The sequence below is a fragment of the Glaciimonas sp. Gout2 genome, assembly GCF_035018905.1.
Lineage (GTDB): Bacteria > Pseudomonadota > Gammaproteobacteria > Burkholderiales > Burkholderiaceae_D > Glaciimonas.
On sequence record NZ_JASJXA010000018.1, the window covers coordinates 52,100 to 75,861 of the forward strand.

19 protein-coding genes are annotated in these 23,762 nt (G+C 50.6%); 9 read left to right on the plus strand and 10 right to left on the minus strand.

Translation table 11 applies throughout. The features are described 5' to 3' along the window. Nucleotides 1–128: 128 nt before the first annotated feature. On the plus strand, nucleotides 129–1,076 hold the full coding sequence (locus QN379_RS13810) for a 5'-nucleotidase (protein WP_323506887.1): 948 nt from the start codon (nucleotides 129–131) through the stop codon (nucleotides 1,074–1,076). Nucleotides 1,077–1,259: 183 nt separating this feature from the next. Here QN379_RS13810 and QN379_RS13815 read toward each other — a convergent pair whose 3' ends face one another. Further along, the gene (locus QN379_RS13815) at nucleotides 1,260–3,578 is read right to left on the minus strand and encodes an NADP-dependent malic enzyme (protein ID WP_323506888.1); all 2,319 of its coding nucleotides are present in this window, start codon (nucleotides 3,576–3,578) and stop codon (nucleotides 1,260–1,262) included. 438 nt (nucleotides 3,579–4,016) lie between these two features. Here QN379_RS13815 and QN379_RS13820 point away from each other — a divergent pair, with 438 nt between their 5' ends. Beyond that, the gene (locus tag QN379_RS13820) at nucleotides 4,017–5,198 is read left to right on the plus strand and encodes an FAD-dependent oxidoreductase (protein ID WP_323506889.1); all 1,182 of its coding nucleotides are present in this window, start codon (nucleotides 4,017–4,019) and stop codon (nucleotides 5,196–5,198) included. 415 nt (nucleotides 5,199–5,613) lie between these two features. Here the strand turns inward: QN379_RS13820 and recQ are convergent, their stop codons facing one another. The 5 genes from recQ to QN379_RS13845 form a co-directional block, all read right to left on the minus strand. Next, a complete protein-coding gene (gene recQ, locus QN379_RS13825) occupies nucleotides 5,614–7,434 on the minus strand; it encodes a DNA helicase RecQ (RefSeq protein WP_322233100.1) in 1,821 nt (606 codons plus the stop codon). A gap of 277 nt (nucleotides 7,435–7,711) precedes the next feature. After that, the gene (locus QN379_RS13830; RefSeq protein ID WP_323506890.1) at nucleotides 7,712–8,584 is read right to left on the minus strand and encodes an undecaprenyl-diphosphate phosphatase; all 873 of its coding nucleotides are present in this window, start codon (nucleotides 8,582–8,584) and stop codon (nucleotides 7,712–7,714) included. Nucleotides 8,585–8,743: 159 nt separating this feature from the next. Beyond that, entirely contained in the window at nucleotides 8,744–9,598 is an 855-nt protein-coding gene (locus QN379_RS13835) for an undecaprenyl-diphosphate phosphatase (RefSeq protein WP_322233104.1), read from the minus strand. A 168-nt stretch (nucleotides 9,599–9,766) separates the two neighbouring features. Further along, the gene (locus QN379_RS13840; protein ID WP_322233106.1) at nucleotides 9,767–10,318 is read right to left on the minus strand and encodes a DUF1439 domain-containing protein; all 552 of its coding nucleotides are present in this window, start codon (nucleotides 10,316–10,318) and stop codon (nucleotides 9,767–9,769) included. A 75-nt stretch (nucleotides 10,319–10,393) separates the two neighbouring features. Next, nucleotides 10,394–10,654, minus strand: coding sequence for a YkgJ family cysteine cluster protein (locus tag QN379_RS13845; RefSeq protein WP_322240201.1), 261 nt, complete (start codon nucleotides 10,652–10,654; stop codon nucleotides 10,394–10,396). Here QN379_RS13845 and QN379_RS13850 point away from each other — a divergent pair. The 4 genes from QN379_RS13850 to QN379_RS13865 all read left to right on the plus strand — a co-directional run bounded on the left by QN379_RS13850 (nucleotide 10,587) and on the right by QN379_RS13865 (nucleotide 13,519). Next, nucleotides 10,587–10,784 (plus strand): hypothetical protein, encoded by a 198-nt coding sequence (locus QN379_RS13850; protein WP_322240762.1) that lies wholly within the window; start codon nucleotides 10,587–10,589, stop codon nucleotides 10,782–10,784. The genes QN379_RS13845 and QN379_RS13850 overlap by 68 nt on opposite strands. Before the next feature lie 215 nt (nucleotides 10,785–10,999). Beyond that, complete coding sequence (locus QN379_RS13855; protein ID WP_322233108.1) at nucleotides 11,000–11,665, plus strand: protein-L-isoaspartate O-methyltransferase; 666 nt, start codon at nucleotides 11,000–11,002, stop codon at nucleotides 11,663–11,665. Nucleotides 11,666–11,801: 136 nt separating this feature from the next. Further along, nucleotides 11,802–12,125, plus strand: coding sequence for a rhodanese-like domain-containing protein (locus tag QN379_RS13860; RefSeq protein WP_322233110.1), 324 nt, complete (start codon nucleotides 11,802–11,804; stop codon nucleotides 12,123–12,125). A gap of 113 nt (nucleotides 12,126–12,238) precedes the next feature. Beyond that, nucleotides 12,239–13,519, plus strand: a complete 1,281-nt coding sequence (locus QN379_RS13865) for a TolC family outer membrane protein (RefSeq protein WP_322240204.1) — start codon at nucleotides 12,239–12,241, stop codon at nucleotides 13,517–13,519. Nucleotides 13,520–13,794: 275 nt separating this feature from the next. Here the strand turns inward: QN379_RS13865 and QN379_RS13870 are convergent, their stop codons facing one another. Beyond that, on the minus strand, nucleotides 13,795–14,430 hold the full coding sequence (locus tag QN379_RS13870; RefSeq protein ID WP_322233112.1) for a TetR family transcriptional regulator: 636 nt from the start codon (nucleotides 14,428–14,430) through the stop codon (nucleotides 13,795–13,797). A 269-nt stretch (nucleotides 14,431–14,699) separates the two neighbouring features. Here QN379_RS13870 and QN379_RS13875 point away from each other — a divergent pair, with 269 nt between their 5' ends. From QN379_RS13875 to QN379_RS13885, 3 genes are read left to right on the plus strand one after another with little or no spacing between them, the layout of a single operon-like run. After that, complete coding sequence (locus QN379_RS13875) at nucleotides 14,700–15,950, plus strand: efflux RND transporter periplasmic adaptor subunit (RefSeq protein WP_323506891.1); 1,251 nt, start codon at nucleotides 14,700–14,702, stop codon at nucleotides 15,948–15,950. A gap of 11 nt (nucleotides 15,951–15,961) precedes the next feature. Further along, nucleotides 15,962–19,114: an efflux RND transporter permease subunit gene (locus QN379_RS13880; protein ID WP_323506892.1), complete on the plus strand. Its 3,153-nt coding sequence runs from the start codon at nucleotides 15,962–15,964 to the stop codon at nucleotides 19,112–19,114. Continuing rightward, nucleotides 19,107–20,567 (plus strand): efflux transporter outer membrane subunit, encoded by a 1,461-nt coding sequence (locus QN379_RS13885; RefSeq protein WP_322233118.1) that lies wholly within the window; start codon nucleotides 19,107–19,109, stop codon nucleotides 20,565–20,567. Before QN379_RS13880 ends, QN379_RS13885 begins: the two co-directional genes overlap by 8 nt. 118 nt (nucleotides 20,568–20,685) lie before the next feature. Here QN379_RS13885 and QN379_RS13890 read toward each other — a convergent pair whose 3' ends face one another. The 3 genes from QN379_RS13890 to QN379_RS13900 form a co-directional block, all read right to left on the minus strand. Further along, complete coding sequence (locus QN379_RS13890) at nucleotides 20,686–21,447, minus strand: YdcF family protein (RefSeq protein ID WP_323506893.1); 762 nt, start codon at nucleotides 21,445–21,447, stop codon at nucleotides 20,686–20,688. A 125-nt stretch (nucleotides 21,448–21,572) separates the two neighbouring features. Then, the gene (gene waaA, locus QN379_RS13895) at nucleotides 21,573–22,886 is read right to left on the minus strand and encodes a lipid IV(A) 3-deoxy-D-manno-octulosonic acid transferase (protein ID WP_323506894.1); all 1,314 of its coding nucleotides are present in this window, start codon (nucleotides 22,884–22,886) and stop codon (nucleotides 21,573–21,575) included. Next, a complete protein-coding gene (locus QN379_RS13900; protein WP_323506895.1) occupies nucleotides 22,886–23,755 on the minus strand; it encodes a Kdo hydroxylase family protein in 870 nt (289 codons plus the stop codon). Before QN379_RS13900 ends, waaA begins: the two co-directional genes overlap by 1 nt. Between the last annotated feature and the right edge of the window lie 7 nt (nucleotides 23,756–23,762).

Sequence of the window (23,762 nt, forward strand, 5' to 3'; positions counted from 1 at the left end):
TGAACGTTCGGGGGCGGCGGTTTTAGTCATTGTGTTAGCGGTTCATCTTTATCAGTTATTTGACAAGCATTTAGCAATCCACATTGCCGTCTATAATTGGTCATTGCTATCCTTATTCAGTGTCCACCATGCCCGTCTCGCTCGCCAAACTACTCGTCGTCGGTATTTCCTCCCGTGCACTGTTTGATCTGGAGGCGGAAGAGGTTATTTTTCGTACGCAGGGATTGGCGGCTTATCAACAGCATCAACTGCTGAACGAAAACCAGATACTCAAACCCGGCGCTGCGTTTGCACTGGTTCGCGCACTACTTAAGCTAAATCGGCTGACACCCGATCAGCGCTTGGTGGAAGTAGTGATCATGTCGCGCAATTCGACTGAAACCTCCATGCGCATTTTTAACGCGATCAAACATTATGAGCTGGATATTACGCGTGCGGTATTGTCTGGCGGCGCATCATTGGCACCATATCTGCACGCATTTAATGTGAGTCTTTTTCTGTCATTGCACGAGGACGATGTGCAGGCGGCGATCAACTCGGATACCGCTGCGGCGTTGTTGTATCAAATGCCGACGCAACAGAATGGTCAGCGGGATAGCGAGGAACTGGATCAAATCCGCATCGCCTTTGATGGCGATGCCGTGATTTTTTCGGATGAATCGGAACGTATTTTTCAAACCAAAGGCATTGAAGCTTTTGAACGCCATGAACGTGAAAACGCTTTGAAGCCTTTGCCAGAAGGCCCGTTTGCGCGGTTGCTGATGGCGCTCTCTTTTATTCAGAGTAATTTTAAAAATCCCGATGGACGCGCCGGTCCGATTCGCACGGCATTGGTAACAGCCCGTTCCTCTCCCGCACACGAACGCGTGATACGCACGTTACGCGCCTGGAACGTGACGATTGATGAAACGTTTTTCATGGGTGGCGTCGCCAAATCGGACGTGTTGGCAGCATTCAGGCCGCATATGTTTTTTGATGATCAGCCAGGTCATTGCGACCATGCTTCTCGGCATGTGCAGACCGGCCGCGTACCTATCAAGCGGCAAAAAAAGAAAGATGACGGCGGCGAAATCTAAACGCCAGCATCACAGCGTCAGGGATTTTTTTTCGGTGCGTTGAATAGGCTGGCTCAATCCGGAGATCGGTCTATCGCTAGTCTTTGCCAAAAGCCAGCAACCTATATTTTCGATAAAAAAAAGCCTCGATATTCGGTCCCTAAAGGATCGCATATCGAGGTCGCTTCCAGTTTTTTCTGGCTACTAAGGCTTACGTACCGAAATCGCATCCACTACGCACAATGCCGTCATATTGACGATGCGACGTACTGTCGCTGATGGCGTCAAAATGTGAACCGGCTTAGCGCAACCTAACAGAATCGGACCCACTGCAACGCCATTTCCTGAAGTTGTTTTGAGCAGATTGTAGGCAATATTGGCAGCGTCGATATTCGGCATCACAACCAGGTTGGCATCTGCTGTCAGCGGTGAATCAAGCATCACTTTTCTGAGCTGACCGGCGTTCAATGCTGTATCGCCATGCATTTCACCGTCGATCTCAAGGTCTGGCGCACGCTCGCGGACGATCGCTAACGTCTTGCGCATTTTCTGTGCAGAGAGGCTATTGCTGGTGCCGAAGTTGGAGTGCGACAGCAATGCAACATGCGGCTTAATACCGAAGCGCTGCATTTCTTCTGCAGCCAAAATAGTAATTTCCGCCAACTCTTCAGCGGTAGGATTTTCGTTGACGTGCGTATCGACCAATACCAATTGGCGATTCGACAGAATCAACGCGTTCATCGCTGCATAAACGTTGACGCCTTCACGACGGCCCAACACCATGTCGATGTAGGTCAAATGCAAATCATGCGTTCCATACGTGCCGCAAATCATGCCATCTGCATGGCCTTTATGAATCGCCATTGATCCGATCAACGTGTGACGACGACGCATTTCAAGTTTGGCGTATTGCTCAGTGACGCCCTGGCGCTTGGTCATTGCCAGGAATGTCTGCCAGTAATCGCGATAGCGGTTGTCAAACTCTGGATTAATGACCTCAAAATCGACATCGACTTTCAGGCGCAAGCCGAAGCGTTCAATACGCTGTTGCAATACTGCCGGACGTCCAATGAGAATCGGTTTTGCCAGATTTTCATCCACAACAATTTGGACTGCACGCAAAACGCGCTCTTCTTCGCCTTCTGCGAAGACAATCCGTTTTTCCCCCGCCGGTGCTTTCTTGGCGATCTGGAAAAGTGGACGCATGAAAGTGCCGCTGTGATAGACGAACTGCTGCAAACGCTCAATATAGGCTTCCATATCCTGAATCGGACGTGCAGCCACTCCGGACGCTTCAGCAGCTCTTGCTACCGCGGGTGCAATCTTGATCATCAGACGCGGATCGAAAGGCTTCGGAATAATATATTCCGGACCGAACGACATATTGGCGATGCCATAGGTAGCGGCAACGACGTCGGACTGCTCAGCCTGCGCTAGTTCCGCGATCGCATGGACCACCGCGATTTCCATCTCGCGGGTGATCGTGGTGGCACCACAATCCAGCGCGCCACGGAAAATGTAGGGGAAGCACAAGACGTTGTTAACCTGATTCGGATAGTCCGAACGGCCGGTTGCCATGATCACGTCATCACGCACTTCTTTGACGTCTTCCGGCAAAATTTCAGGATTCGGATTTGCCAAAGCCAAGACTATTGGACGCGGTCCCATGACCTTTACCATGTCTTGCTTTAGCACGCCACCGGCAGACAAGCCGAGGAATATATCGGCACCGGGCATTAAATCTGCCAACTTGCGTGCTTCTGTTTTGCGGGCAAAGCGCAGTTTGTCCGGGTCCATCAGCTCAACACGGCCTTCGTAGACCACACCAGCTAAATCGGTGACAAAGATATTTTCAATCGGGAATCCAAGATCAACGATCAGGTCGAGACAGGCCAGCGCCGCAGCGCCCGCGCCGGATACGACCAGCTTGCAGTTTTTTATATCTTTACCGACCACTTTAAGGCCGTTCAAAATAGCCGCACCGACGATAATCGCGGTACCGTGCTGGTCGTCATGGAAGACTGGAATCTTCATACGATCGCGCAATTTACGTTCAATTTCAAAGCATTCTGGCGCTTTGATGTCTTCGAGGTTAATACCGCCGAAAGTTGGTTCTAATGATGCAATGATGTCGCACAGTTTGTCCGGGTCGGTTTCGTTGACTTCGATGTCGAAGACATCAATGCCTGCAAATTTTTTGAACAGAACGCCCTTGCCTTCCATTACCGGCTTGGAAGCCAGCGGACCGATATTGCCAAGGCCCAGCACGGCTGTCCCGTTAGTGATCACTGCAACCAGATTGCCACGCGCCGTGTAACGGAAAGCATTAGCGGGGTCGGCGACGATTTCTTCACATGCCGCAGCAACACCCGGAGAATACGCCAGCGCCAGATCGCGCTGGGTGGTTAATGATTTAGTCGCAGTAACACTAATTTTGCCAGGAGTTGGAAACTCGTGATATTCGAGTGCAGCCTGACGCAACTGCTGGCGAAGTTCTTCTTTTTTGTCGATCATCGAATCCATACGCTGCCGTCCCCAAAGTTCTAGTGTAAAGAAAGTAATTTTAGCAGACTGGGCGCTGTCACTTATGTATTTGTTATGAACAACTTGTACCAGAAGTACTTTCTGGGCGAGAATACCTTGGGCTATTTACCCAAATCGATGCAGCGCTACCATCAGTTGCCACTTAAGAAACAATACTATCCCGGAGCCAATCCGCTTCCGCTTCTGGTGAATGGAGCTTACTGATCAAGCCACTTTTTGACAGTTTTGGGGAATTTACATTATCAGGCAGTCAATTTTCATAAAAATAAATTATTAAATTATTAATTTATTTCAAGGCATCCGTCTTTAATACGCATCTACACTTCGGCCAGATCAGTATCCACAATAATTAGTTTCTAGCCGCTGCAAGCAATCCGCATTATCATCACGGCCAATCGATCTCTTCAGAAACTCATCATGAATCCCATCATCATTATTGGCGCAGGCACTGCCGCTTACACTTTGGCCCGCGAATTGCGCAAATTGGACAAAGCCACTCCGCTGCTCATCCTCACCGGTGACGATGGCGGGTCTTATTCAAAACCAATGTTGTCAATTGCCTTTGCCCAAAAGAAATTAGCGGCGCAGTTGATCACACAGACTTCAGCGCAAATGGCCGAGCAACTGCAAGCCGACATCATGACCAGCGTTCAGGTAAATAACATCGACCCCATGGCCAAGACACTGGATACCAGCGCAGGCTTGTTTGAATATGAAAAGTTGATATTGGCAGTGGGCGCGCAACCCATTCGACTCAATATTGATGGAGACGCCAGCGACACCGTACTATCGGTCAATCACATCGGCGATTACGCGACATTCCGCGCCCAACTGCTACCGGATCAACGCGCATCTGCCCGCGTCGCGATACTTGGCGCTGGTCTAATCGGCTGCGAATTCGCCGATGATCTTGCCGCGCACGGCCACGCAGTGACGTTGATTGATCCGAACGCATTACCGTTAGCAGCCCTCGCCGCACCGGCACTGTCCCAAGGTCTGCAAAAAGCGCTCACATCCCGCGGCATCAAACTGCATTTAAGCACCACCGCCAGTCGTATCGACCATGCCGACGGCGCCCTACAAATAACGTTGGCAAATGGTGAAATTCTCAATGCAGATTTAGTATTATCTGCGGTCGGATTACGCCCAGACTTGCGCCTGGCACAAGCCGCGCAATTAAAAACCGAACGTGGCATTCTGGTCGATACCCACGGTTGCACCAGCAACGCAGATATCTATGCGCTGGGCGACTGCGCCGAATATCTATTGGACAAAGAAGGCCGCACCGGCCCACTACCTTACATCGCCCCAATAATGAGCGCCGCCCGCGCCATCGCCAAAACGCTCACAGGCGAGCACACACCAATTGAGCTAAAAGAATCCCCGGTAATCGTCAAAACCCCAAGCTACCCGCTAGCACTCGTCCCACCACCACGCCACGCTATAGAAGGCGGCCGTTGGGAGACAGAGCAAGACGGCGAAAGAACCATCTGCCGATTCATCGACGCCCAAGGTGTAATGGTCGGCTTCGGCGTAGCACCTCAAGAAATGAAAGTGCGACAAGCATTATTAGCAGCGCTGGGAACCGTGATCGCGTAACTCAAGGCAAGTTGTCGCTAATACGCCAAACACGTCAAAAGTGACACTCTGGGTTGCAGTTGCAGTTGAAGTTGAAGTTGAAGTTGAGCTACCCCGTCATCGGCGCTGCCAAGTTTTTCGGGTGTTAGGCGGGAATTGTTGGAAAACATGTTTGAGCGTAGAGAGTTGGTCTTTCAACCCGACTGACAGTCGAAAAATTTGGGGACCCGCCTACCGCGGGCAGCGGCTCTGCGGTCGCCTTTTCTTTAATTACTCTTCTTTTGGTGGGGGCGCCGAGCCGAGGCAAAAGAAAGTGACTAGCCTCCGGTCTACCACCGGCAAGCACCCACGGTGCACAGACCGCGTCATCTATCGAAAGCCGAAATGGTGTTGATCACGGAGTTGCACCGAGAAATAAAAAACCTCAAATTAAACGCTACCCAATCGCCGCAATCAACTCCACAATCTCCGCCCCATAAGTCTCCAACTTCTTCTCCCCCACGCCACTAACGCCCCGCAAATCATCCAACGATCCGGGCCGCGCCTTAGCGATCTCACGCATAGTCGCATCATGAAAAATCACATACGCCGGAACGTTGTGTTTCCGCGCCGTCTCCACCCGCCACCAGCGCAATTTATCAAAAATCATCTGCTCATCGCTCGACAAATCTGACTCAACATAACCCTTCGGCTTGCTGCTGGCACGCTTCTGTTTGATCGGCTTTTGATACTCCCGCAACTGCACCTGAAGCGCTCCACGTAACACCGGCTTAGCCGCATCCGTCAACTTCAACGCGCTATAAGCCTCGTGATCAACACTCACTAAACCCAGCGCAATCGATTGTCGCAAAATCGCCCGCCATTCCTGTTCGCTACGGTCACTTCCGATACCGTATGTCGAAAGCTCGTCATGCCGCCATTGCTTGATCTTGTCGGAATCAATGCCGCGTAAGACATCCAACACATGCATTGCACCAAAGCGTTGGTCGACGCGATAAATAGTAGAAAGCAATTTCTGCACAACCACGGTCGCATCGAACGACACTGGCGGTGACATACAGGTATCGCAATTGCCGCAGCGCGTCGACTCCTCACCGAAGTAATCCAGCAATCGTACGCGACGGCAAAACAGCGTTTCACAAAGGCCAAGCATCGCATCCAGCTTGACACCCTGAACGCGCTTAAACGTTTCACCGGCCTCGGATTCATCGATCATGCGGCGCTGTTGCACCACGTCCTGCAAACCGTATGCCATCCAGGCATTGGCCGGGCCGCCATCACGTCCGGCGCGCCCGGTTTCCTGATAGTAACCCTCGATACTTTTAGGCAAATCGAGATGCGCGACAAAACGGACATCCGGCTTGTCAATTCCCATGCCGAAGGCAATCGTCGCGACCATGACAATGCCCTCTTCACGCAAAAACCGCCCTTGGTTTTTGCTGCGTATCGAATATTCCATACCGGCGTGATAAGGCAGCGCAGATATACCTTGCTGATTCAAAAATTCAGCTGTTTCTTCTACTTTTTTACGCGACAGGCAATAGACGATACCGGCATCACCTACATGCTCGGCCTGAATAAAGTCGAGCAACTGCTTACGACCATTCGCCTTTTCGACAATCTGGTAACGAATGTTTGGACGGTCAAATGATGAGACAAATTTTGCGCCGTCCTGCAATTGCAAACGCAGGGCGATTTCTTCGCGCGTCTGGTGATCGGCGGTCGCCGTGAGGGCGATGCGCGGCACATTGGGAAACCGCTCATGCAGTATCGACAGCTTGATATATTCCGGTCGAAAATCATGGCCCCATTGAGAGACGCAATGCGCCTCGTCAATCGCAAACAACGCAATTTTGGAGGCTTCCAGCAAGTCGAGACAGCGTGGTGTCAGCAAGCGTTCGGGCGCTACATAGACCAGATCCAGATCACCGCTACGCACGCGGCGCTCGATTTGTGACGCTTCTTCATAGGTTTGGGTAGAGTTCAGAAATGCGGCTCGGACACCGACTTCAGCCAACGCATCAACCTGATCTTGCATCAATGCAATCAGAGGCGACACCACCACGCCGACGCCTTCACGCAGCATTGCAGGGATTTGATAGCACAACGACTTGCCGCCGCCGGTTGGCATTAATACCAGTGCGTCGCCACCAGCGGCTACGTGACCGACAATCTCTCCTTGCTGTCCACGAAACGACGGATAGCCGAAAATGGTTTGCAGAATATGTAGCGCTTGCGAATTATTTTGGTCAGGCATTAATAGGGACTGAGTAGAACTTAACGAGGAACAAGTTAGGCATCATGGTGCATGATTAAAGTCAAAATCAAAGACTAAACCAGCACCTGACACGGCGAGCGAGCAATGATCAACTGTTCCTCAAAAAAAACCGGCGAACGGACTTTCCGCCCGCAGCCAAGGTCGTATTGAAGAACAATTAAAAACTAAATAAAAGCACATAAAAACAAATAGGGATTGCCGTACGATCAATATCGAAAACACGACATGAGTTGGTACTGATCGTTTTTGGGGTTACTTAATGAAGGAAGCCGTTCCCTACCGCCACCAGCAAAAATATGCCCAACGCTGCACGGTAAATAATAAACGGCCAGGTGGAGAATTTTTCGAGAAATTTCATCAAGCCCCAGATTGCGCAGAATGCCGAAATACTCGCTACCACCAAGCCGAATAGCAGCAACAACCACGCATCCATCGGTATATGCGCATGGAACAAATGCCACAGTTCTTTAAAGCCAGCCAATGCAATTGCCGGCAAACCAAGCAGGAACGAAAAGCGTGCCGCTTCTTCCCGTTTGAAGTTCAAAAATAACGCGGCTGTCAACGTAGAACCCGAGCGTGAAACACCGGGAATCAGCGCGCCAACTTGTGCTAATCCGACAATTACGGCATCCCGCATGCGCATTTCGCCGACTGTGCGGCGATGCTTGGCAGTCAACTCGGCTAAGGCCAGCAAAACCGCCAGGCCAATACAGGCATAACCAATCACTGTCAGACTTCGCAACGGTGAATTACAGGCATTCAGCACCGGTGCCAACGCTAGTCCGACGATACCAATTGGTATGGTGGCAACCAAAATGGCGATTCCCAGCCGCAATGACGGATTGCGATAGTCACGCTCGCGCAACGCGGTAATACTACCGACCGTGACCTGCCGCACATCGCGCCAGAAATAACTCACCACTGCCACCAGTGCGGCAAGTTGCATTGCCGCAGAAAAGGCTGAACCGGGATCGTGCCAACCCAATACAGCAGGGACAATCCGCATGTGCGCGGTAGATGAAATTGGCAATAATTCAGAGATCCCCTGAATGATGCCTAGAATACCAATTTGCAGGTAATCCAGCGAAGCGAAGCCGATATCCAAACCGGCGGAACATACATTTGCCACACTACTCTCCATTCGCGTATTGACGCGTACCAGTTTATAAAAAATATTTCTGACAAAATTTACGCACAATTTTTAGCGAAAAATGAAGATTTCACTCGTGTGACTTGGTGTGGCTTAGTGCGACTCAATGTTACTGAATGCTATTAGTGCTTAGCTAAATCAATGCTCCCAAGCCACCGCGCCTGTGAAACCAGTGATCAATATGATCAGACCGAAAACAATGCGATACCAGGCAAATAGCGTGAAGTCATGCGTAGCGATATAGCGTAATAACCAGCGCACGCAAAAGAATGCCGAAATGAACGCTGCCACCGTACCGAGTGAAAATAGCGGTACATCAGCGGCACTCAGCAATGCACGATCTTTGTACAGTGAGTAAAAAGTGGCGGCGAACAGGGTCGGAATTGCCAGAAAAAATGAAAACTCTGTGGCTGCTTTGCGTGACAAGCCAAACATCATGCCGCCGATAATCGTCGCGCCAGAGCGGCTAGTACCAGGAATAAGCGCAAAGGCTTGCGCAAAACCAATCTTCAATGCATCCAGCGCGGTCATGTCTTCAACGGTTTCAACGCGGCTAAGTTCTTGATTGTTTTGGGGATTTTTATTACGACGCTCGACCCATAAGATAATCAAACCACCCACCACGAGCGCAATCGCAACAGGAATAGGTGCAAACAATTTTTCTTTAATCATTTTGCTAAACAACAAGCCCATGATTGCGGCAGGTATAAAAGCAATAATCAGATTTCGGACTAATTTTTGCGCTTGAGGCTCGGTCGTCAATCCGCGTAATACGGCAGCGATACGCACGCGGTATTCCCAGCAGACCGCAAAAATTGCACCGGCTTGAATCGCGATATCGAATACTTCAGCTTTACCACGACCAATGTCAGCGGAAAAATTCAGCAAACTTCCAGCCAGAATTAAATGACCAGTCGAGGAAACAGGGAGAAATTCGGTCAATCCCTCGACCACACCCATGATGATGACTTTTAACGCGAGAAGAATATCCATGCCTAGTCTAAGTTATGTTGCATTATGTGGGAATCGAGGGGCAACTTCGAAGAGATGGCGACAAACCGGGCAGTGGGAACTGCGTAGCAATGACCATTCAACATAAACCGACCGGCATCAACGAGAGTATTTGAGCAGCTACGCAGTGGCCATCGCGTTGACCAACCCTCATTTTTGCGGCTCAAAGGTAACGACGAGGCGGTCCGCCTTTGTGACAATTTTGGTTGGTACAAACGTCACGCCAACATAGCGCAAATCTTCTGGCTTAAAGCTATACAGCGGAACACTCTGCATTAATTCCCGCGCCAGTAAACCACCTATTTGGGTTGCTTGCTCACTGTAAGCGCCATCAAGATTGGCAAGCGTAATTTTATCCAGCTGTGGATCATTCAATATCACGGCGTTATGCGCCGCGTCCAAAGTGACCACGCCTGACATTGCCAGTTTTCCGCTCCAGGACTTACGCGCCAATGGCAGCGCCATAGTCACGTCCATATCGACATGCAAACGTCCCAGATCGGCATCCAGAGCCAACTGGGCGTTGCTGGCGGTTACGTCAATAAGTCCTAAATAGCGTTTCGTGAAAGGCAAGCGCTTATTCAATGATTGTTGCAAACTAATTAATGAAAAATCAACATCACGCGTGCCAATCAACATCGCGCATGAACTCAATAAAAATACGCTAATAAGAGCGAATATCGCCATCCATCTTAATTTCATCACCATCCTTAATAGTGTGTTCAGAAGCTGTCGCTTTGCCCAAATGTGCGTATCCGAGGGCAAGAGACTGTATTTTCAGATGGTCGCCGCCGTCAATCGTTCAAGCTCATTGAGAAAAAGCATCGCGTGCACCTGCGAATCGCCGCACATTTCCACCGACGGCTGCAAACTTCCGCATACTGCGGGCCGCTCCGGCGCACCGAAAATCAGGCATTTATTTGTATCGTCGAGTTGAATGCACCGGACACCAGCAGGTTTACCATTGGGCATGCCTGGAATCGTCGAGGAAATAGACGGCGCAGTACAGCAGGCACCACAGCCCAGACGGCAGGCCAAGGGCGCAACCTCTACTACTGTCACCGCTGCGAACAGCATCGGCGAGGAGGTTGATAGGGACGATGGTACTTTGGCATTTACTCCCTCAATCATTTACGCAGTCGCTCACTACATCAAAGCCGCATTTTAACCGTAAATGGTCATTATTAGCCTTATATGGCTAATCTCCTGACGCTATAGACTTGGCACAAAGTGAATATTCGGATTAAAAATTCTGGCCAAAGTCGGTCGCACCTTGCAAAGGTGACGATATACGGCAAGAAGGCGCAAAAATAACCCGTACAGTAGGTTTTTAAGGTCGTCCTTGATAGAATAACGTCTTTATCCCGTTATTGACCCTTCGCCATGAATATCGAACAAGCACGTTTCAATATGATCGAACAGCAAATCCGTCCCTGGAATGTGCTGGAGCTGGACATTCTCGACCTGTTGACGGTCGTGCGACGCGAAGAATTCGTACAAGCGGCATATAAAAGCCTGGCTTTCAGCGATACTGAAATTCCTTTGCCGGGCGATAGCGGGGAATGCATGCTGTCACCGAAGGTCGAAGCGCGCCTGCTTCAGGAAGCTGCCGTCAAAAAACACGAGAGCGTTTTGGAAATCGGTACTGGATCAGGCTACATGGCGGCATTGCTGGCCCATAAAGCACGCCATGTTGTCACTGTAGAAATAGATGCGGAGCTGAAAGCTTTCGCCGAAAAGAATTTGAGTGCCTATGGCGTGCGTAACGTCGAGGTAGTAGAAGGGAACGGCGCGCAGGGATGGCTCGAAGGCAAAGAGACAACTTACGACGTCATCGTGATTTCAGGTTCCCTGCCGTCGCTACCGGTCGCTTTTCTTGAGCAACTAAAGGTTGCCGGTCGCATCATCGCGATCATTGGTGAAGCGCCAGTAATGACTGCGCAGGTGATTACCCGTATTTCAGACACCGCTTACGATACCCGCAATTTGTTTGAGACAAATGTCCGGTCTCTACGCGATGCAGCACCGCACTCTCATTTTAAATTCTGATTTTTACAGTGTGATCCTCAGTTAAATTAACTTCAATTAAATTAATTGAGATTTTGATTTCAAACCCTCATTTCAGCTTCTGACTTTCCATCCCGATGTTAAGTTCTGACCCAGCAAACTCACCGACGAGCATACGATGCAACATCTTACCGCCCCTGAATTAGCTGCCTGGATCGCCGATCCGGACCGTCCAACGCCTTTGTTACTAGATGTTCGTGAACCGTGGGAATATGAGACTTGTCATATTGCCGATTCACAATTAATGCCAATGCAAACCATTCCAGCTCGCCTCAATGAACTGGAAGAAGATCAGCAGGTCGTTTGTATTTGCCATCATGGCGCGCGCAGTATGTCCGTAGCGGCATTTTTGGAGCGCAATCACTTCACCAATGTCATTAACCTAACGGGCGGGATGCATGCATGGGCGCAACAGGTCGACAGCACTATGCCGGTCTATTGAAAGCGCGCAATCTTTTTGCATCAGCGGCCCCGCTTGCCTCAGGCGCATTCCGGCTACCGAAATCGAAAGCAAAGTTGATGCGTCAGCGCCATGGCAATTTGCTAGGCGGACTGATGCTAGTGGTCGGCGCTTTATCGTCTTTTAATTCACAGGCACTTGATCTGGTGCAAACCTATCATCAAGCGCTTGCTAATGATGCAATTTATACAAGTGCCCGTTATGCATTAACGGCTGGCCGGGAAACCAGTGTTCAGGGTCGTGCAGGTCTGTTGCCGCAAATTGGACTAAGTGGGGCTTACAATCGATCAGGGGATAACTGGAATAAGAGCACCAACGAATATGCTCTGCAATTAATTCAGCCGCTTTATCGTCCTGCGAATTGGGAGCAATATGAACAAGCAAAACTCTCCGTTGCTGGCAGCGAAGTTACATTTTTTCAGGCCGAGCAAGATTTGATATTGCGCGTCGGACAAGCTTACTTTGATGTATTGGCAGCGCAAGACGTGCTGACCTTTCTAAAAGCGCAAGAAAGCGCCATCGCAGAGCAATTAGCCTCCGCTAAACGCAATTTTGAAATTGGCAGCGCGACTATTACCGATACCAACGAAGCGCAAGCCAGCTTTGATCTGGTACTAGCACAAGAAATCGCGGCAAATAACAATCTGGAAGTTGCACGCAGCACGTTACAACAAATCAGCGGTCAAGCACCCGCGCCGCTGGCGACATTGCGTCCTAGCGTCAAGCTCAGTGCCCCGGAACCTGCGCAAATTACGCCTTGGGTTGGCATTGCAGAACAACAAAATTACAGCGTTTTGGGCCAGCAAATTTCGCTTGAAGCGGCAAAACGCCAAATCAAGTTAAAGCGCGCCGGACATTTACCTACTGTTGATCTGGTCGCAAGCCGTAATTTCTCTAATATTAATGGCAACAATAACCAATTTTCGAATGGTTCAGGCACATCTAATGCGATAGGCGTGCAATGGACGATTCCGCTGTACTCAGGCGGATCGGTTAACAGCGAAGTAAAACAGGCAGTCGCACTGGAAGACAAAGCACGATCCGATCTTGAGTATGCCCGCAGGACGGCAGCGTTGAACGCGCGCCAGGCCTATTTAGGAGTAAGTAACGGATTGGCGCAGATAAAAGCATTGGAAGCGGCAGAAATTTCCAGCCAGTCCTCGCTGGACTCGAATAAGCTCGGCTATCAGGTCGGGGTACGTATCAATATTGACGTATTGAATGCGGAGCAACAGTTGTTTTCCACCCGCCGTGATTTGGCTAAGGTACGTTACGATACGTTGATGAATGGCCTAAAACTGAAAGCTGCAACCGGCGCTCTGAAAGAAAACGACCTGGTACAGGTTAATACATTGTTGGTCCCCGTTTATTATTAGACATAGCACTTGGGCCTTATAAACGCGTCACGAAGCTGATCGCAGTACCAGTCGCAGAAAGATCACTGACATTCAGCAGTGCATCATTTCATTGGCGCTCGCAGCTTTAAATATCCAGAAATATAGGTCACTGCTGTCGCAGATAAGCGTTGCTAACCTTTTCGACCTTCATGCCAACTTTATCTGATTCAGAACTCCACGATTAATCTAGAGTAATGAATTATTTACATCATGAAGCGACTTTGATTGAAGCAAATCCTCGGATCTGCTTCAGATCAAATTTTTTCCAAAGTGGGTGCAGTTTTTAAGGCGTGGATACAAAGATCAACAATGTTGACTGCTTGCTCACCCAAATCAAAGCTATCTGGGCTGAACAACCAATTATCCAGTACGCCTGACAACAGCGCCTGCACCGTAATCGCGGCCAAGGTTGTATCAAGATTGCGCGGCAATTGCCCTTTTGCCACTGCAAATCGCAAAATACGTTGAATATTGATGCGCCCCTCCAGAAAGCATTCTTGCTGGCGCATATAGATAGGATCCATTGGATCGACAAATTCGCACTTATGCAAAATCGTGGCAAAAATCTTACGCGTCTGTACGTTGTTGACACCCTCGCCCAATGCAAATAAGCACCAGCTTCGGAATTGTCCGAGTGGGTCAATTGAACTCTCTTCAGCACTGTTACGAATCAGCGCTTCCATCGGCAGATGGACGCGCTCACACATCGTATTGAATAAATCACTTTTATTGGTGAAGTGCCAATAAATTGCACCACGAGAAACACCGGCGGCATTGGCTACGTCGGCAAGGGAAGTATGCGCTACACCTTGCGCATAAAATACGTCTACCGCTGCATCCAAAATGCGTGAGCGCGTTTCCAGCGCTTCTTCTTTTGTACATCTTGCCATTTTTATTTATCTCCGAACCGATGTAGTGTGCAGGTGCAACATTTTTGCCACGAAAAACACATACATTCATGAATGTATGTATAATAGCACATCCGCGGCGTCTTGCCGACTAACTTGAAGCGTCAGGACCATATAGTAGCCCGGCGCTTTACATTCCGTATTTTGGTCAACGTCAACTCCGCACCACCCTCAGCATGACCGGTACTTATTTAACGTACTTTTGCCGTACTTATTCACGATACTTATTCACTTTTTGTGCGAGAAATTTTATGAATTCAGTCAACTCACTATATCGTTTTACGCGGATAGCGTTAGCCATAGCAGTATTGTCAGCGGTTGCCGCTTGCGGTAAGAAACCAGATGCGCCAGGCGCACCGCCGCCTGCGGAAGTATCGATTATTAGTATCGCGCCTGAACGCCTCGCGCTGTCCTCAGAGTTGCCAGGCCGCCTGGAAGCGACCCGCATTGCAGAAGTGCGTGCGCGCGCCGCCGGCATTATTCTCAAGCGTAACTTTGTCGAAGGAAGCGACGTGAAAGCCGGTCAAATTTTGTTCCGCATTGACCCTGCGCAGTTACAGGCAACCTTTGAGAGCACGCAAGCAGCATTGGCAAAAGCAGACGCCAATCTGACTCAGGCAACCCTCAAAGCGCAACGTTATAAACCGTTGGTAGAAGCCAATGCGGTGAGCAAGCAAGATTATGACGACGCGGTAGCGTTACAAAAACAAGCCGCGGCTGATGTTGCTTCTGCCAAGGCCGCACGCCAGACTGCTAGCCTCAACCTTGGTTATGCCACGGTCAATTCGCCGATTTCCGGCCGTATCGGTCGCGCGCTGGTAACCGAAGGGGCGTTGGTTGGGCAAGGCGAAGTTACCCAGTTGGCAACCGTACAGCAGATCGACCCTATTTACGTCAATTTGACGCAATCCAGCACTGACATATTGAAACTGCAGCAAGCGTTGAAAAACGGTCAATTGCAAAGCGTCGGCAAAGGACAGGCGAAAGTCACACTGGTCACGGAAGACGGTAGCACTTACCCACAAAGCGGCAAATTACTATTTTCGGATCTGACGGTTGACCCGACTACCGGCTCGGTCAGCATCCGTGCTGAATTCCCTAATCCTGACCATAGTTTGTTGCCCGGCATGTACGTACGCGCCAAACTGGAACAAGCCGTCAACGATCAGGCGATCACAGTACCGCAACAAGCGGTCACACGGGATATGACAGGCGCGACAGTCTTTGTCGTAGATGCTGACAACAAGGTGGTTGCGCGAACTATCAAAGCAGACAATGCCCAAGGTGATAAATGGGTCGTCACGGAAGGCCTGAAGACCGGCGACAGAGTCATCGTGGAAGGTTTGCAAAAAATCAAACCGGGTGTCGTCGTTAAGCCAGTCCCATGGAAAAATCCAGCAGTCGCAGACACCGCTACAACAACGACCATGCCAACACCAGCGGCCGCACCGGCAGCGGCAGCAAGCGCAGCCGCCGCCTCGGCAACCTCTACCGCTAAATAAGGAGCACCCAGATGGGAAAGTTTTTCATTGATCGCCCGGTTTTTGCTTGGGTGCTCGCTATTTTCATCCTGCTCGGGGGTGCTTTAGCCATTACGCAATTACCCGTTGCACAATATCCGTCCATCGCGCCGCCTACGATCGTCATCAGCGCCAACTATCCAGGTGCGACAGCACAAACTCTGGATGATAGTGTGACTAGTCTGATTGAACAGGAAATGAACGGTGCGGACGGTTTGCAATACATTGAATCACAAAGCCAGGCAAACGGCGCCGTGCAAATCACGGTGACATTTTCGCCTGATACCAATGCCGATCTGGCAGCGGTAGACGTTCAAAACCGCTTGAAACGGGTCGAAGCCCGACTGCCAGCAGCAGTTACCCAACAGGGTGTACAGGTCACAAAGTCGCGTAGTAACTTCTTGATGTTCATCGGCTTATCTTCTACCGATGGCAAACTTGATCCAGTCGCGCTGGGCGACTATTTGTCGCGCAATGTGCTCAATGAAATCAAACGCGTTCCTGGCGTTGGTCAAGCGCAGTTATTTGGTACAGAACGCGCGATGCGTATCTGGATTGACCCTGCTAAATTGGTCGGTCTGAATCTTACACCGGGTGATGTTACCAGTGCCATTCAGGCGCAAAATGCCTTGGTCGCTGGCGGTACTATCGGTGATTTGCCAAGTCCGGGCACGCAGCAAATCTCTGCCACTGTCGTTGTTACCGGTCAACTGAATACAGTTGAGCAATTCGGCAATATTCAACTACGCGCTAACAAAGACGGCTCAATCGTCCGTCTGCGTGACGTCGCGCGTATTGAAATCGGCGGCCAATCGTATGCCACCTCGGGTCGTCTGGATGGTAAGCCAACGTCATTCGTCGGTGTTCAGTTGTCCCCAACGGCAAACGCGTTAGGCACCGCTAAAGCAGTGCATGCCAAAATGGAAGAGTTGTCTAAATACTTCCCGGCTGGCGTCAAATATACCGTTCCATACGACACCTCAACTTTCGTCAAAATATCGATCGAAGAAGTGGTCAAAACACTGATTGAAGCGATCATCCTGGTGTTCCTGGTGATGTATCTGTTCTTGCAGAATATTCGCTACACATTGATTCCGACCATTGTGGTGCCGGTGGCGTTGATGGGTACTTTTGCTACACTGCTATTGTTCGGCTTCTCGATCAACGTACTGACCATGTTCGGTATGGTGCTGGCAATCGGTATTTTGGTCGATGATGCAATTGTGGTGGTCGAAAACGTTGAGCGCATCATGAGCGAAGAAGGTTTGTCGCCGCGTGACGCAACACGTAAGGCAATGGGACAAATTACCGGTGCGTTGATCGGTATCACGCTCGTGTTGATCGCAGTATTCATCCCGATGGCTTTCTTCAGCGGCGCGGTTGGTGCGATTTATCGCCAATTCTCGTTGTCGATGGTCGCGTCGATGTTCTTCTCTGTATTGATGGCATTTACGCTGACACCAGCATTGTGCGCCACGATCCTGAAGCCAGTGGAAGCGGGACATCATCACGAGAAAAAAGGCTTCTTCGGTTGGTTCAATCGTCGCTTTAACGCCACCACTACCAGCTATCAAGGAATTATCGCAAAGATGCTCACCAAAACCGGCCGTTACATGCTGGTCTATGGTGCGATCGTCGTCTGCGTTGGCTTACTTTATGCGCGTTTGCCAGCGTCATTTCTGCCAAGTGAAGATCAGGGTTATATCGTCACCAACGTGCAATTGCCCGCTGGTGCAAGCCAGAATCGTACTTTGGAGGTGATCAAGACAATCGAAGCGTATTACGCCAAGTTACCTGCCGTTGCGCACGTGGTTGCGATTACCGGCTTCAGCTTCTCTGGTAATGGGCAAAATGCTGGCCTGGTTTTCGTTCCGCTAAAAGACTGGAGTCAGCGTGGCCCGAGTGAATCCGCCGATGCGATAGCTGGCGCAGCATTTGGTGCTTTTTCTAAAATCAAAGATGCAATTATCTTTCCATTGAATCCACCACCGATCCCGGAATTGGGTAACGCAACCGGCTTCACTTTCCGTTTACAAGACCGCGCTGGTTTAGGGCACGCCGCGTTGATCGCGGCCCGTAATCAATTGCTGGGTATGGCTGGGAAAAGTAAAATTCTGGCTGGTATTCGCCCTGAAGGCTTGGAAGATGCGCCACAGTTACAACTTGATATTGACCGCGACAAAGCGAATGCGCTGGGCGTGACATTCGATGCCATTAACAGCACGCTATCGGTGGCGCTAGGTTCGGCCTACGTGAACGACTTCCCAAATCAGGGACGCCAACAACGTGTGATCGTACAAGCTGATGCACCGCAACGTCTGCACCCCGAAGATCTGGCTAAACTGTACGTCAAAAATACAACTGGATCGATGGTGCCAATGTCAGCCTTTACCACCTCGCATTGGATCAGTGGACCGGTGCAACTGACGCGCTATAACGGCTATCCTGCAATGAAAATTTCGGGCGGCGCTTCACCAGGCCATAGTACTGGTGAAGCAATGGACGAAATGGAAGCGCTGACGGCCAAATTGCCCCCGGGCTTTGGCTTTGAGTGGACCGGGCAATCGTTGGAAGAAAAAACCTCCGGATCACAAGCGCCGATGCTGTATCTGTTGTCCCTGATTGCGGTATTCCTGGTATTGGCTGCGTTGTACGAAAGCACGTCTATTCCATTCGCCGTGATGTTAGTGGTGCCGTTGGGTATTTTGGGCGCATTGCTGGGTGTGACGTTGCGCGGCATGCCGAACGATGTGTACTTTAAAGTCGGGATGATTACCGTCATCGGTTTGTCTGCGAAAAATGCGATTCTGATTATTGAGTTTGCAAAAGACTTGCAGGCACAAGGCAAGGGATTGATCGAAGCAACACTCGAAGCAGTACATTTGCGGTTCCGACCGATTTTGATGACATCCATGGCGTTTATCCTCGGTGTATTGCCGTTAGCCATCAAGACCGGCGCGGGTTCAGGCAGTCAGCGTGCGATTGGTACCGGCGTGATGGGCGGGATGATTACGGCGACCGTTTTGGCGGTATTCCTGGTGCCAGTCTTCTTCGTTGTGGTCCGTAAATTCTTCAAGGGCAGCGAGCGTCAGAACAAAATGTATGCGGCCAACAAAAAAATTGATGTGGAGGACCAGCATGTTTAATTCTTTACCAAAACACCTGACCAGCGTTCTGCTGCTGGCAGGCGTGCTATCGGGTTGCAGCATGGCCCCAACTTACGAGCGACCAACAGCGCCGGTGGCGGGGACTTTCCCTGCCGAGGAGTTTGCAACAACGCAATCAAACGCTGATGCGGTTGCACTGGGCTGGCGTCAGTTCTTCCCCGACCAGCGCCTTCAAACGCTGATTGCGGCAGCACTCGTCAACAACCGTGATTTGCGAACGGCAGCGCTGAATATCGAAGCGGCAAGTGCGCAGTACAACATTACCGCTGCTGATGCATTGCCAAATTTTGAGGGCAATCTCAGCAAGACCCGCAGTCGCTCTGCCGCTAATCAATTGCTTCCCGGTCAAGCGCCGGTCGGCAATGCTTATTCAGTCGGATTAAATATGACTGCGTTTGAGCTGGATTTTTTTGGGCGTGTACGTAGCCTGAAAGATGCGGCACTGGCAAGTTATCTATCTACTGAAGAAGCGCGTCGATCAGTACAAATTACCCTCGTTGCGCAAGTCGCTCAAGCGTATCTGGCGGAACGGTCCTATGCGGAACAGCAAGAACTGGCGCAACAAACGTTGAACAGCCGATTGCAGGACTATAAGCTAGCAAAAATGCGATTTGAAGTAGGCGCATCATCAGCACTCGACTTACGCGTATCCGAAACACTAGTGCAGTCTGCTCGTGTTTCATTTGCCACATTGGCCCGTCAACGCGGTCAGGCAACCAACGCGCTGACATTATTGGTAGGCAAACCAATGACTGATCTTCCAGCGCCACAAACGCTGGAGTCTCAGCAAATCGTGACGGATATTCCTGCCGGTTTGCCGTCCGACTTACTGATCCGGCGTCCTGATATTCGCTCTGCCGAACAACAACTGCGTGCTGCCAACGCAAACATCGGCGCTGCCCGCGCTGCGTTCTTCCCACAAATATCTCTGACTGCTGGGATCGGTAATGCCAGTTCGTCACTCGGTAGTCTGTTTGAAGCGGGTAGTCGTACCTGGTCATTTATCCCGCAACTGACGCTGCCGATTTTTGAGGGCGGACGTAATCGCGCTAATCTGACGTTGTCGGAAGTACGTAAAAACATTGCCGTCGCCAACTACGAAAAAACCATCCAGACCGCGTTCAGTGAAGTCGCTGATGCCTTGGTTGCACGTGGTGCACTTGATGAGCAATTGGATGCACAACAAGCCTTTTTAGTCGCGCAGCAAGAGCGCGTTAAATTGACCGACCTGCGCTTTAAGAACGGCATTGCCAGCTCTAATGAAATGTTGGACGCAGACCGCGATCTGTTTTCTGCTCAGCAAGCATTGATCCAGACGCGTCAATTGCGCTTGAACAACGCGATTGACTTGTATCGATCATTGGGTGGCGGCTTGAACGAAACGACACAAGCGCCCATAGCGGTGGTCACGTCGAAGCAGACAGTAAAATAAAATCGTAAAGATATACATCTGTAAAGGGAAGAAATTCACTTAGAACAAAGCCCGCAACGGATTAATCCTTGCGGGCTTTTTTAATGACTCTATGGAATATCACTCGCGATAGATGACATCAATAGCGTAACCTGTACCACACGATACCGATCCATTCATGCAACGCATAATAACTGCGGCGAAGCCCTTCTCCGGTCGGCATAAAATCCAACAATGACTGTTGGCTACGACTAAAAAATACCGTCGGCGCAGGTATTCCGTCCAAACCACTTTGCTTGAAAATCATCCGCGCACGTGGCATATGAATCGCATCCGTCACTAACAAAATATGCTTCACTTTGTCCCGAGAGAGAATTGCGTAGGACAGAGAAGCATTTTGCGCCGTGTTATCGGAAGCGTCCTCGATCCATTTCACTGGCGTACCAAAATCCTGCTCCAGAGAGCGCGCCATCACCGCCGCCTCCGACTCTCCACCACCTTCTGGTTGTCCGCCAGTGACTAATATTGGCAAGCCAGTTTCTCGATGCAGTTTGGCCGCATAGCGCAGTCGGGCTAACGTCACGTAACTGGGACTATCAACATCGCCATATTCCGGAGAATTGGCTAACCGACCGCCACCAAGAACGACGATAGCTTGCGCGTCCCCGATTGATTTCATATTGAGAACAGGCGCCTGATTTTCTAACGGCGCGACAAACAATAAAGAACCTGCTTTAGTGCTGATCACTAGCATAATAATCAGTGCACCAACACTGAGCGATAACCCGCAACGAGAGTAGCGGCGACGTAAAGCCAAGCCCAGAAAACAGACCAACATCAAACTCGTAGGTGGAAGCAAAAATGTACTGACAAGATTATTGATAATAAGAGCAATGTGCATTTTGTATTCTTCAATTCGCTCGAGATAGTTATGGCTTGCATGGATGCGCAAATGTGCGAGTTTGCGGGAAAGTCATTCGTGACTATTTCCCGAATCTGGCGAAAGCCGACTAGTGCAGATTCTATCTATTGTAGCGACGACAGTAACAAAGCCAACAGCGCCAAAGTCCTGGCCGTCGCGCCACGATGCAGTCGCGCGAACTCGCTGGCGTGCCGCCCCATCGTCTCACGCTCTTGATCAGCGAGCAATAATCGACTCGCTACATCGAGCATGTCGCCCGCATCCGTTACCCGCACAGTCGCACCGGCAGCGATCGCTTGCTCCGTCACTGCGGCAAAATTAAAAGTATGAGGACCAATCAGGACGGGCCTACCAACCGCACATGCTTCGATCAAATTTTGTCCGCCTAACGGCATCAGACTTCCACCAATAAATGCGATATCCGAGGCGCCATAATATGCAAACATTTCCCCCATCGAGTCGCCGAGCAGCACCTTGATTTCCGGCTTAAGTTGGTCGTTTCCCAAGGCTGATCGTCTCGCCATTAGTAATTTATTCGCCGTGATCAAATTGGCAACCTCATCGAATCGCTGTGGATGACGTGGAACGATGATCAGCAACAGGTTTTCGATCGAAAGCGCCCTCTCCGCTTTGCACAACTCCGCAAGGATGAGTGCTTCCTCGCCCTCCCGCGTGCTAGCGCACAACAGCACTGGGCGTAACCCTATTTGATGACGCAGAGCAATACCGATGCGTACTAAATCCTCTGACGGTGCGACATCAAATTTAAGATTACCGGTAATCGTCACGCTGCTGGCACCGAGTTGCTGCAACCGCTGCGCATCTTCTTTCGTTTGCGCACCAACGCAAGAAATTCCATGCGCGGCTTCAGTCATCAGCGTCTCAAATTTTTTCCCGCGTCGCAATGACCGCTCCGATAACCGCGCATTGACCAACGCTACCGGAACCTTATAACGGGCGCATTGTGCAATCATGTTCGGCCAGACTTCGGTTTCCATCAGGACGCACAAGCGCGGCGAAAAATGACGTAAAAATCGACCCACCATCCAACCCGTGTCATAAGGCAGAAAACTTTGTACTACACGCGCTGAGGTACCAAACAGCGCCTGTCCGGTTGCACGACCGGTCGCGGTCATGTGCGTCAACAAGATCGTGTGTTGCGGGTAATCGGCGAGTAGCATATTCACCAGTGGTTCAGCCGCCCGTGTTTCTCCTACGGATACCGCATGCACCCATATATAGGAGGGCGTCGGGTATACAGCACCATTATTTAGCTTCGGATAAAATCCCAGGCGTTCCGGAATATACTGCCGATATCCCGGCTCCTTGCGACCACGCCACCAAAGGCGACACAGCGCCAGCGGAATGATTAGCCACCACACAAAGGAATAAAGCAGGCGATACCAACGCGCCCGCATCAAATCAGACTGTGGCCGGTTAGCCGCGTCAAAATAGCTAACGGACTAGCATTGGAATCATATTGATTTGCTGCGGGCAAGTGCAAGGTCTGCTCCATCATATATTGCCCGGACATCACCGCATGCGGCGTCTGATCAGAAAAACACACCCACACCGAACTGGCTGCAAAAGGCATCGTCACTTGCGGTCCACTGCGCTGATATTCCATATCCGACTTCATGCTGTCATGCAATTGCAGCATCAGATGATCATATTCACTGCGCAAAGATTTGGTCACATGGGCCGCTTTAAGCACATGCGCTTGCCAGCGAGAATAAGCCTTCACCTGCGGCAAAAAACGTTTTGCGACATCCTCAAACGGCTCGCCCACACGCCATACGCGTGGTACTCCGTCAGGATTCAGATTGGCAAATACACGCAAAATACGTTCGCCATAATTAGGGCGGGAAGGAAACGCATCAACATGCATCCGCTTGTCATCCGCACGCCACGACTGAGCGCGTGTCTCGACTTGCATCGGTCGATAACTGGTCGGTGCTAATCGCACGATAGCGCCATACGCTGGCAACAACGAGTCAATCAACTGCCGCGCCTGAACACGAAAACGTCCCACCATCGCAGCCATAACGGCTTGATCGGCAGCGTCCCCAAGAACACCTTTAATAACGCCATCGGCATTGAGGCTGATATTGCGGCTTTTAGGATCAAGGATAGCCGGCGACAAAAACCGCCGTTCATCCTGCGTCAGATCGAACGCAAGCCGAGGAAAATACAAGACTTTCCCCGCTTCAAGCGCGGCAATCCAAGCGTTGTTGGGGGTGGCGACGTGCCAGTCTGCGCAGTCGATTTCGAGAATTTGTTGTTCCATCGCCGTA

Excerpts from the sequence above, each read along its gene's own strand:
- QN379_RS13840 (WP_322233106.1), bottom strand. The coding sequence starts at position 10,318 with ATGAAATTAAGATGGATGGCGATATTCGCTCTTATTAGCGTATTTTTA.
- QN379_RS13870 (WP_322233112.1), bottom strand. The coding sequence starts at position 14,430 with ATGGCAAGATGTACAAAAGAAGAAGCGCTGGAAACGCGCTCACGCATT.
- QN379_RS13875 (WP_323506891.1), top strand. The coding sequence starts at position 14,700 with ATGAATTCAGTCAACTCACTATATCGTTTTACGCGGATAGCGTTAGCC.
- QN379_RS13820 (WP_323506889.1), top strand. The coding sequence starts at position 4,017 with ATGAATCCCATCATCATTATTGGCGCAGGCACTGCCGCTTACACTTTG.
- QN379_RS13855 (WP_322233108.1), top strand. The coding sequence starts at position 11,000 with ATGAATATCGAACAAGCACGTTTCAATATGATCGAACAGCAAATCCGT.
- QN379_RS13885 (WP_322233118.1), top strand. The coding sequence starts at position 19,107 with ATGTTTAATTCTTTACCAAAACACCTGACCAGCGTTCTGCTGCTGGCA.
- QN379_RS13865 (WP_322240204.1), top strand. The coding sequence starts at position 12,239 with ATGCTAGTGGTCGGCGCTTTATCGTCTTTTAATTCACAGGCACTTGAT.
- QN379_RS13835 (WP_322233104.1), bottom strand. The coding sequence starts at position 9,598 with ATGGATATTCTTCTCGCGTTAAAAGTCATCATCATGGGTGTGGTCGAG.
- waaA (WP_323506894.1), bottom strand. The coding sequence starts at position 22,886 with ATGCGGGCGCGTTGGTATCGCCTGCTTTATTCCTTTGTGTGGTGGCTA.
- QN379_RS13860 (WP_322233110.1), top strand. The coding sequence starts at position 11,802 with ATGCAACATCTTACCGCCCCTGAATTAGCTGCCTGGATCGCCGATCCG.
- QN379_RS13850 (WP_322240762.1), top strand. The coding sequence starts at position 10,587 with ATGCCTGGAATCGTCGAGGAAATAGACGGCGCAGTACAGCAGGCACCA.
- QN379_RS13900 (WP_323506895.1), bottom strand. The coding sequence starts at position 23,755 with ATGGAACAACAAATTCTCGAAATCGACTGCGCAGACTGGCACGTCGCC.
- QN379_RS13880 (WP_323506892.1), top strand. The coding sequence starts at position 15,962 with ATGGGAAAGTTTTTCATTGATCGCCCGGTTTTTGCTTGGGTGCTCGCT.
- QN379_RS13890 (WP_323506893.1), bottom strand. The coding sequence starts at position 21,447 with ATGCACATTGCTCTTATTATCAATAATCTTGTCAGTACATTTTTGCTT.
- QN379_RS13815 (WP_323506888.1), bottom strand. The coding sequence starts at position 3,578 with ATGGATTCGATGATCGACAAAAAAGAAGAACTTCGCCAGCAGTTGCGT.
- recQ (WP_322233100.1), bottom strand. The coding sequence starts at position 7,434 with ATGCCTGACCAAAATAATTCGCAAGCGCTACATATTCTGCAAACCATT.
- QN379_RS13810 (WP_323506887.1), top strand. The coding sequence starts at position 129 with ATGCCCGTCTCGCTCGCCAAACTACTCGTCGTCGGTATTTCCTCCCGT.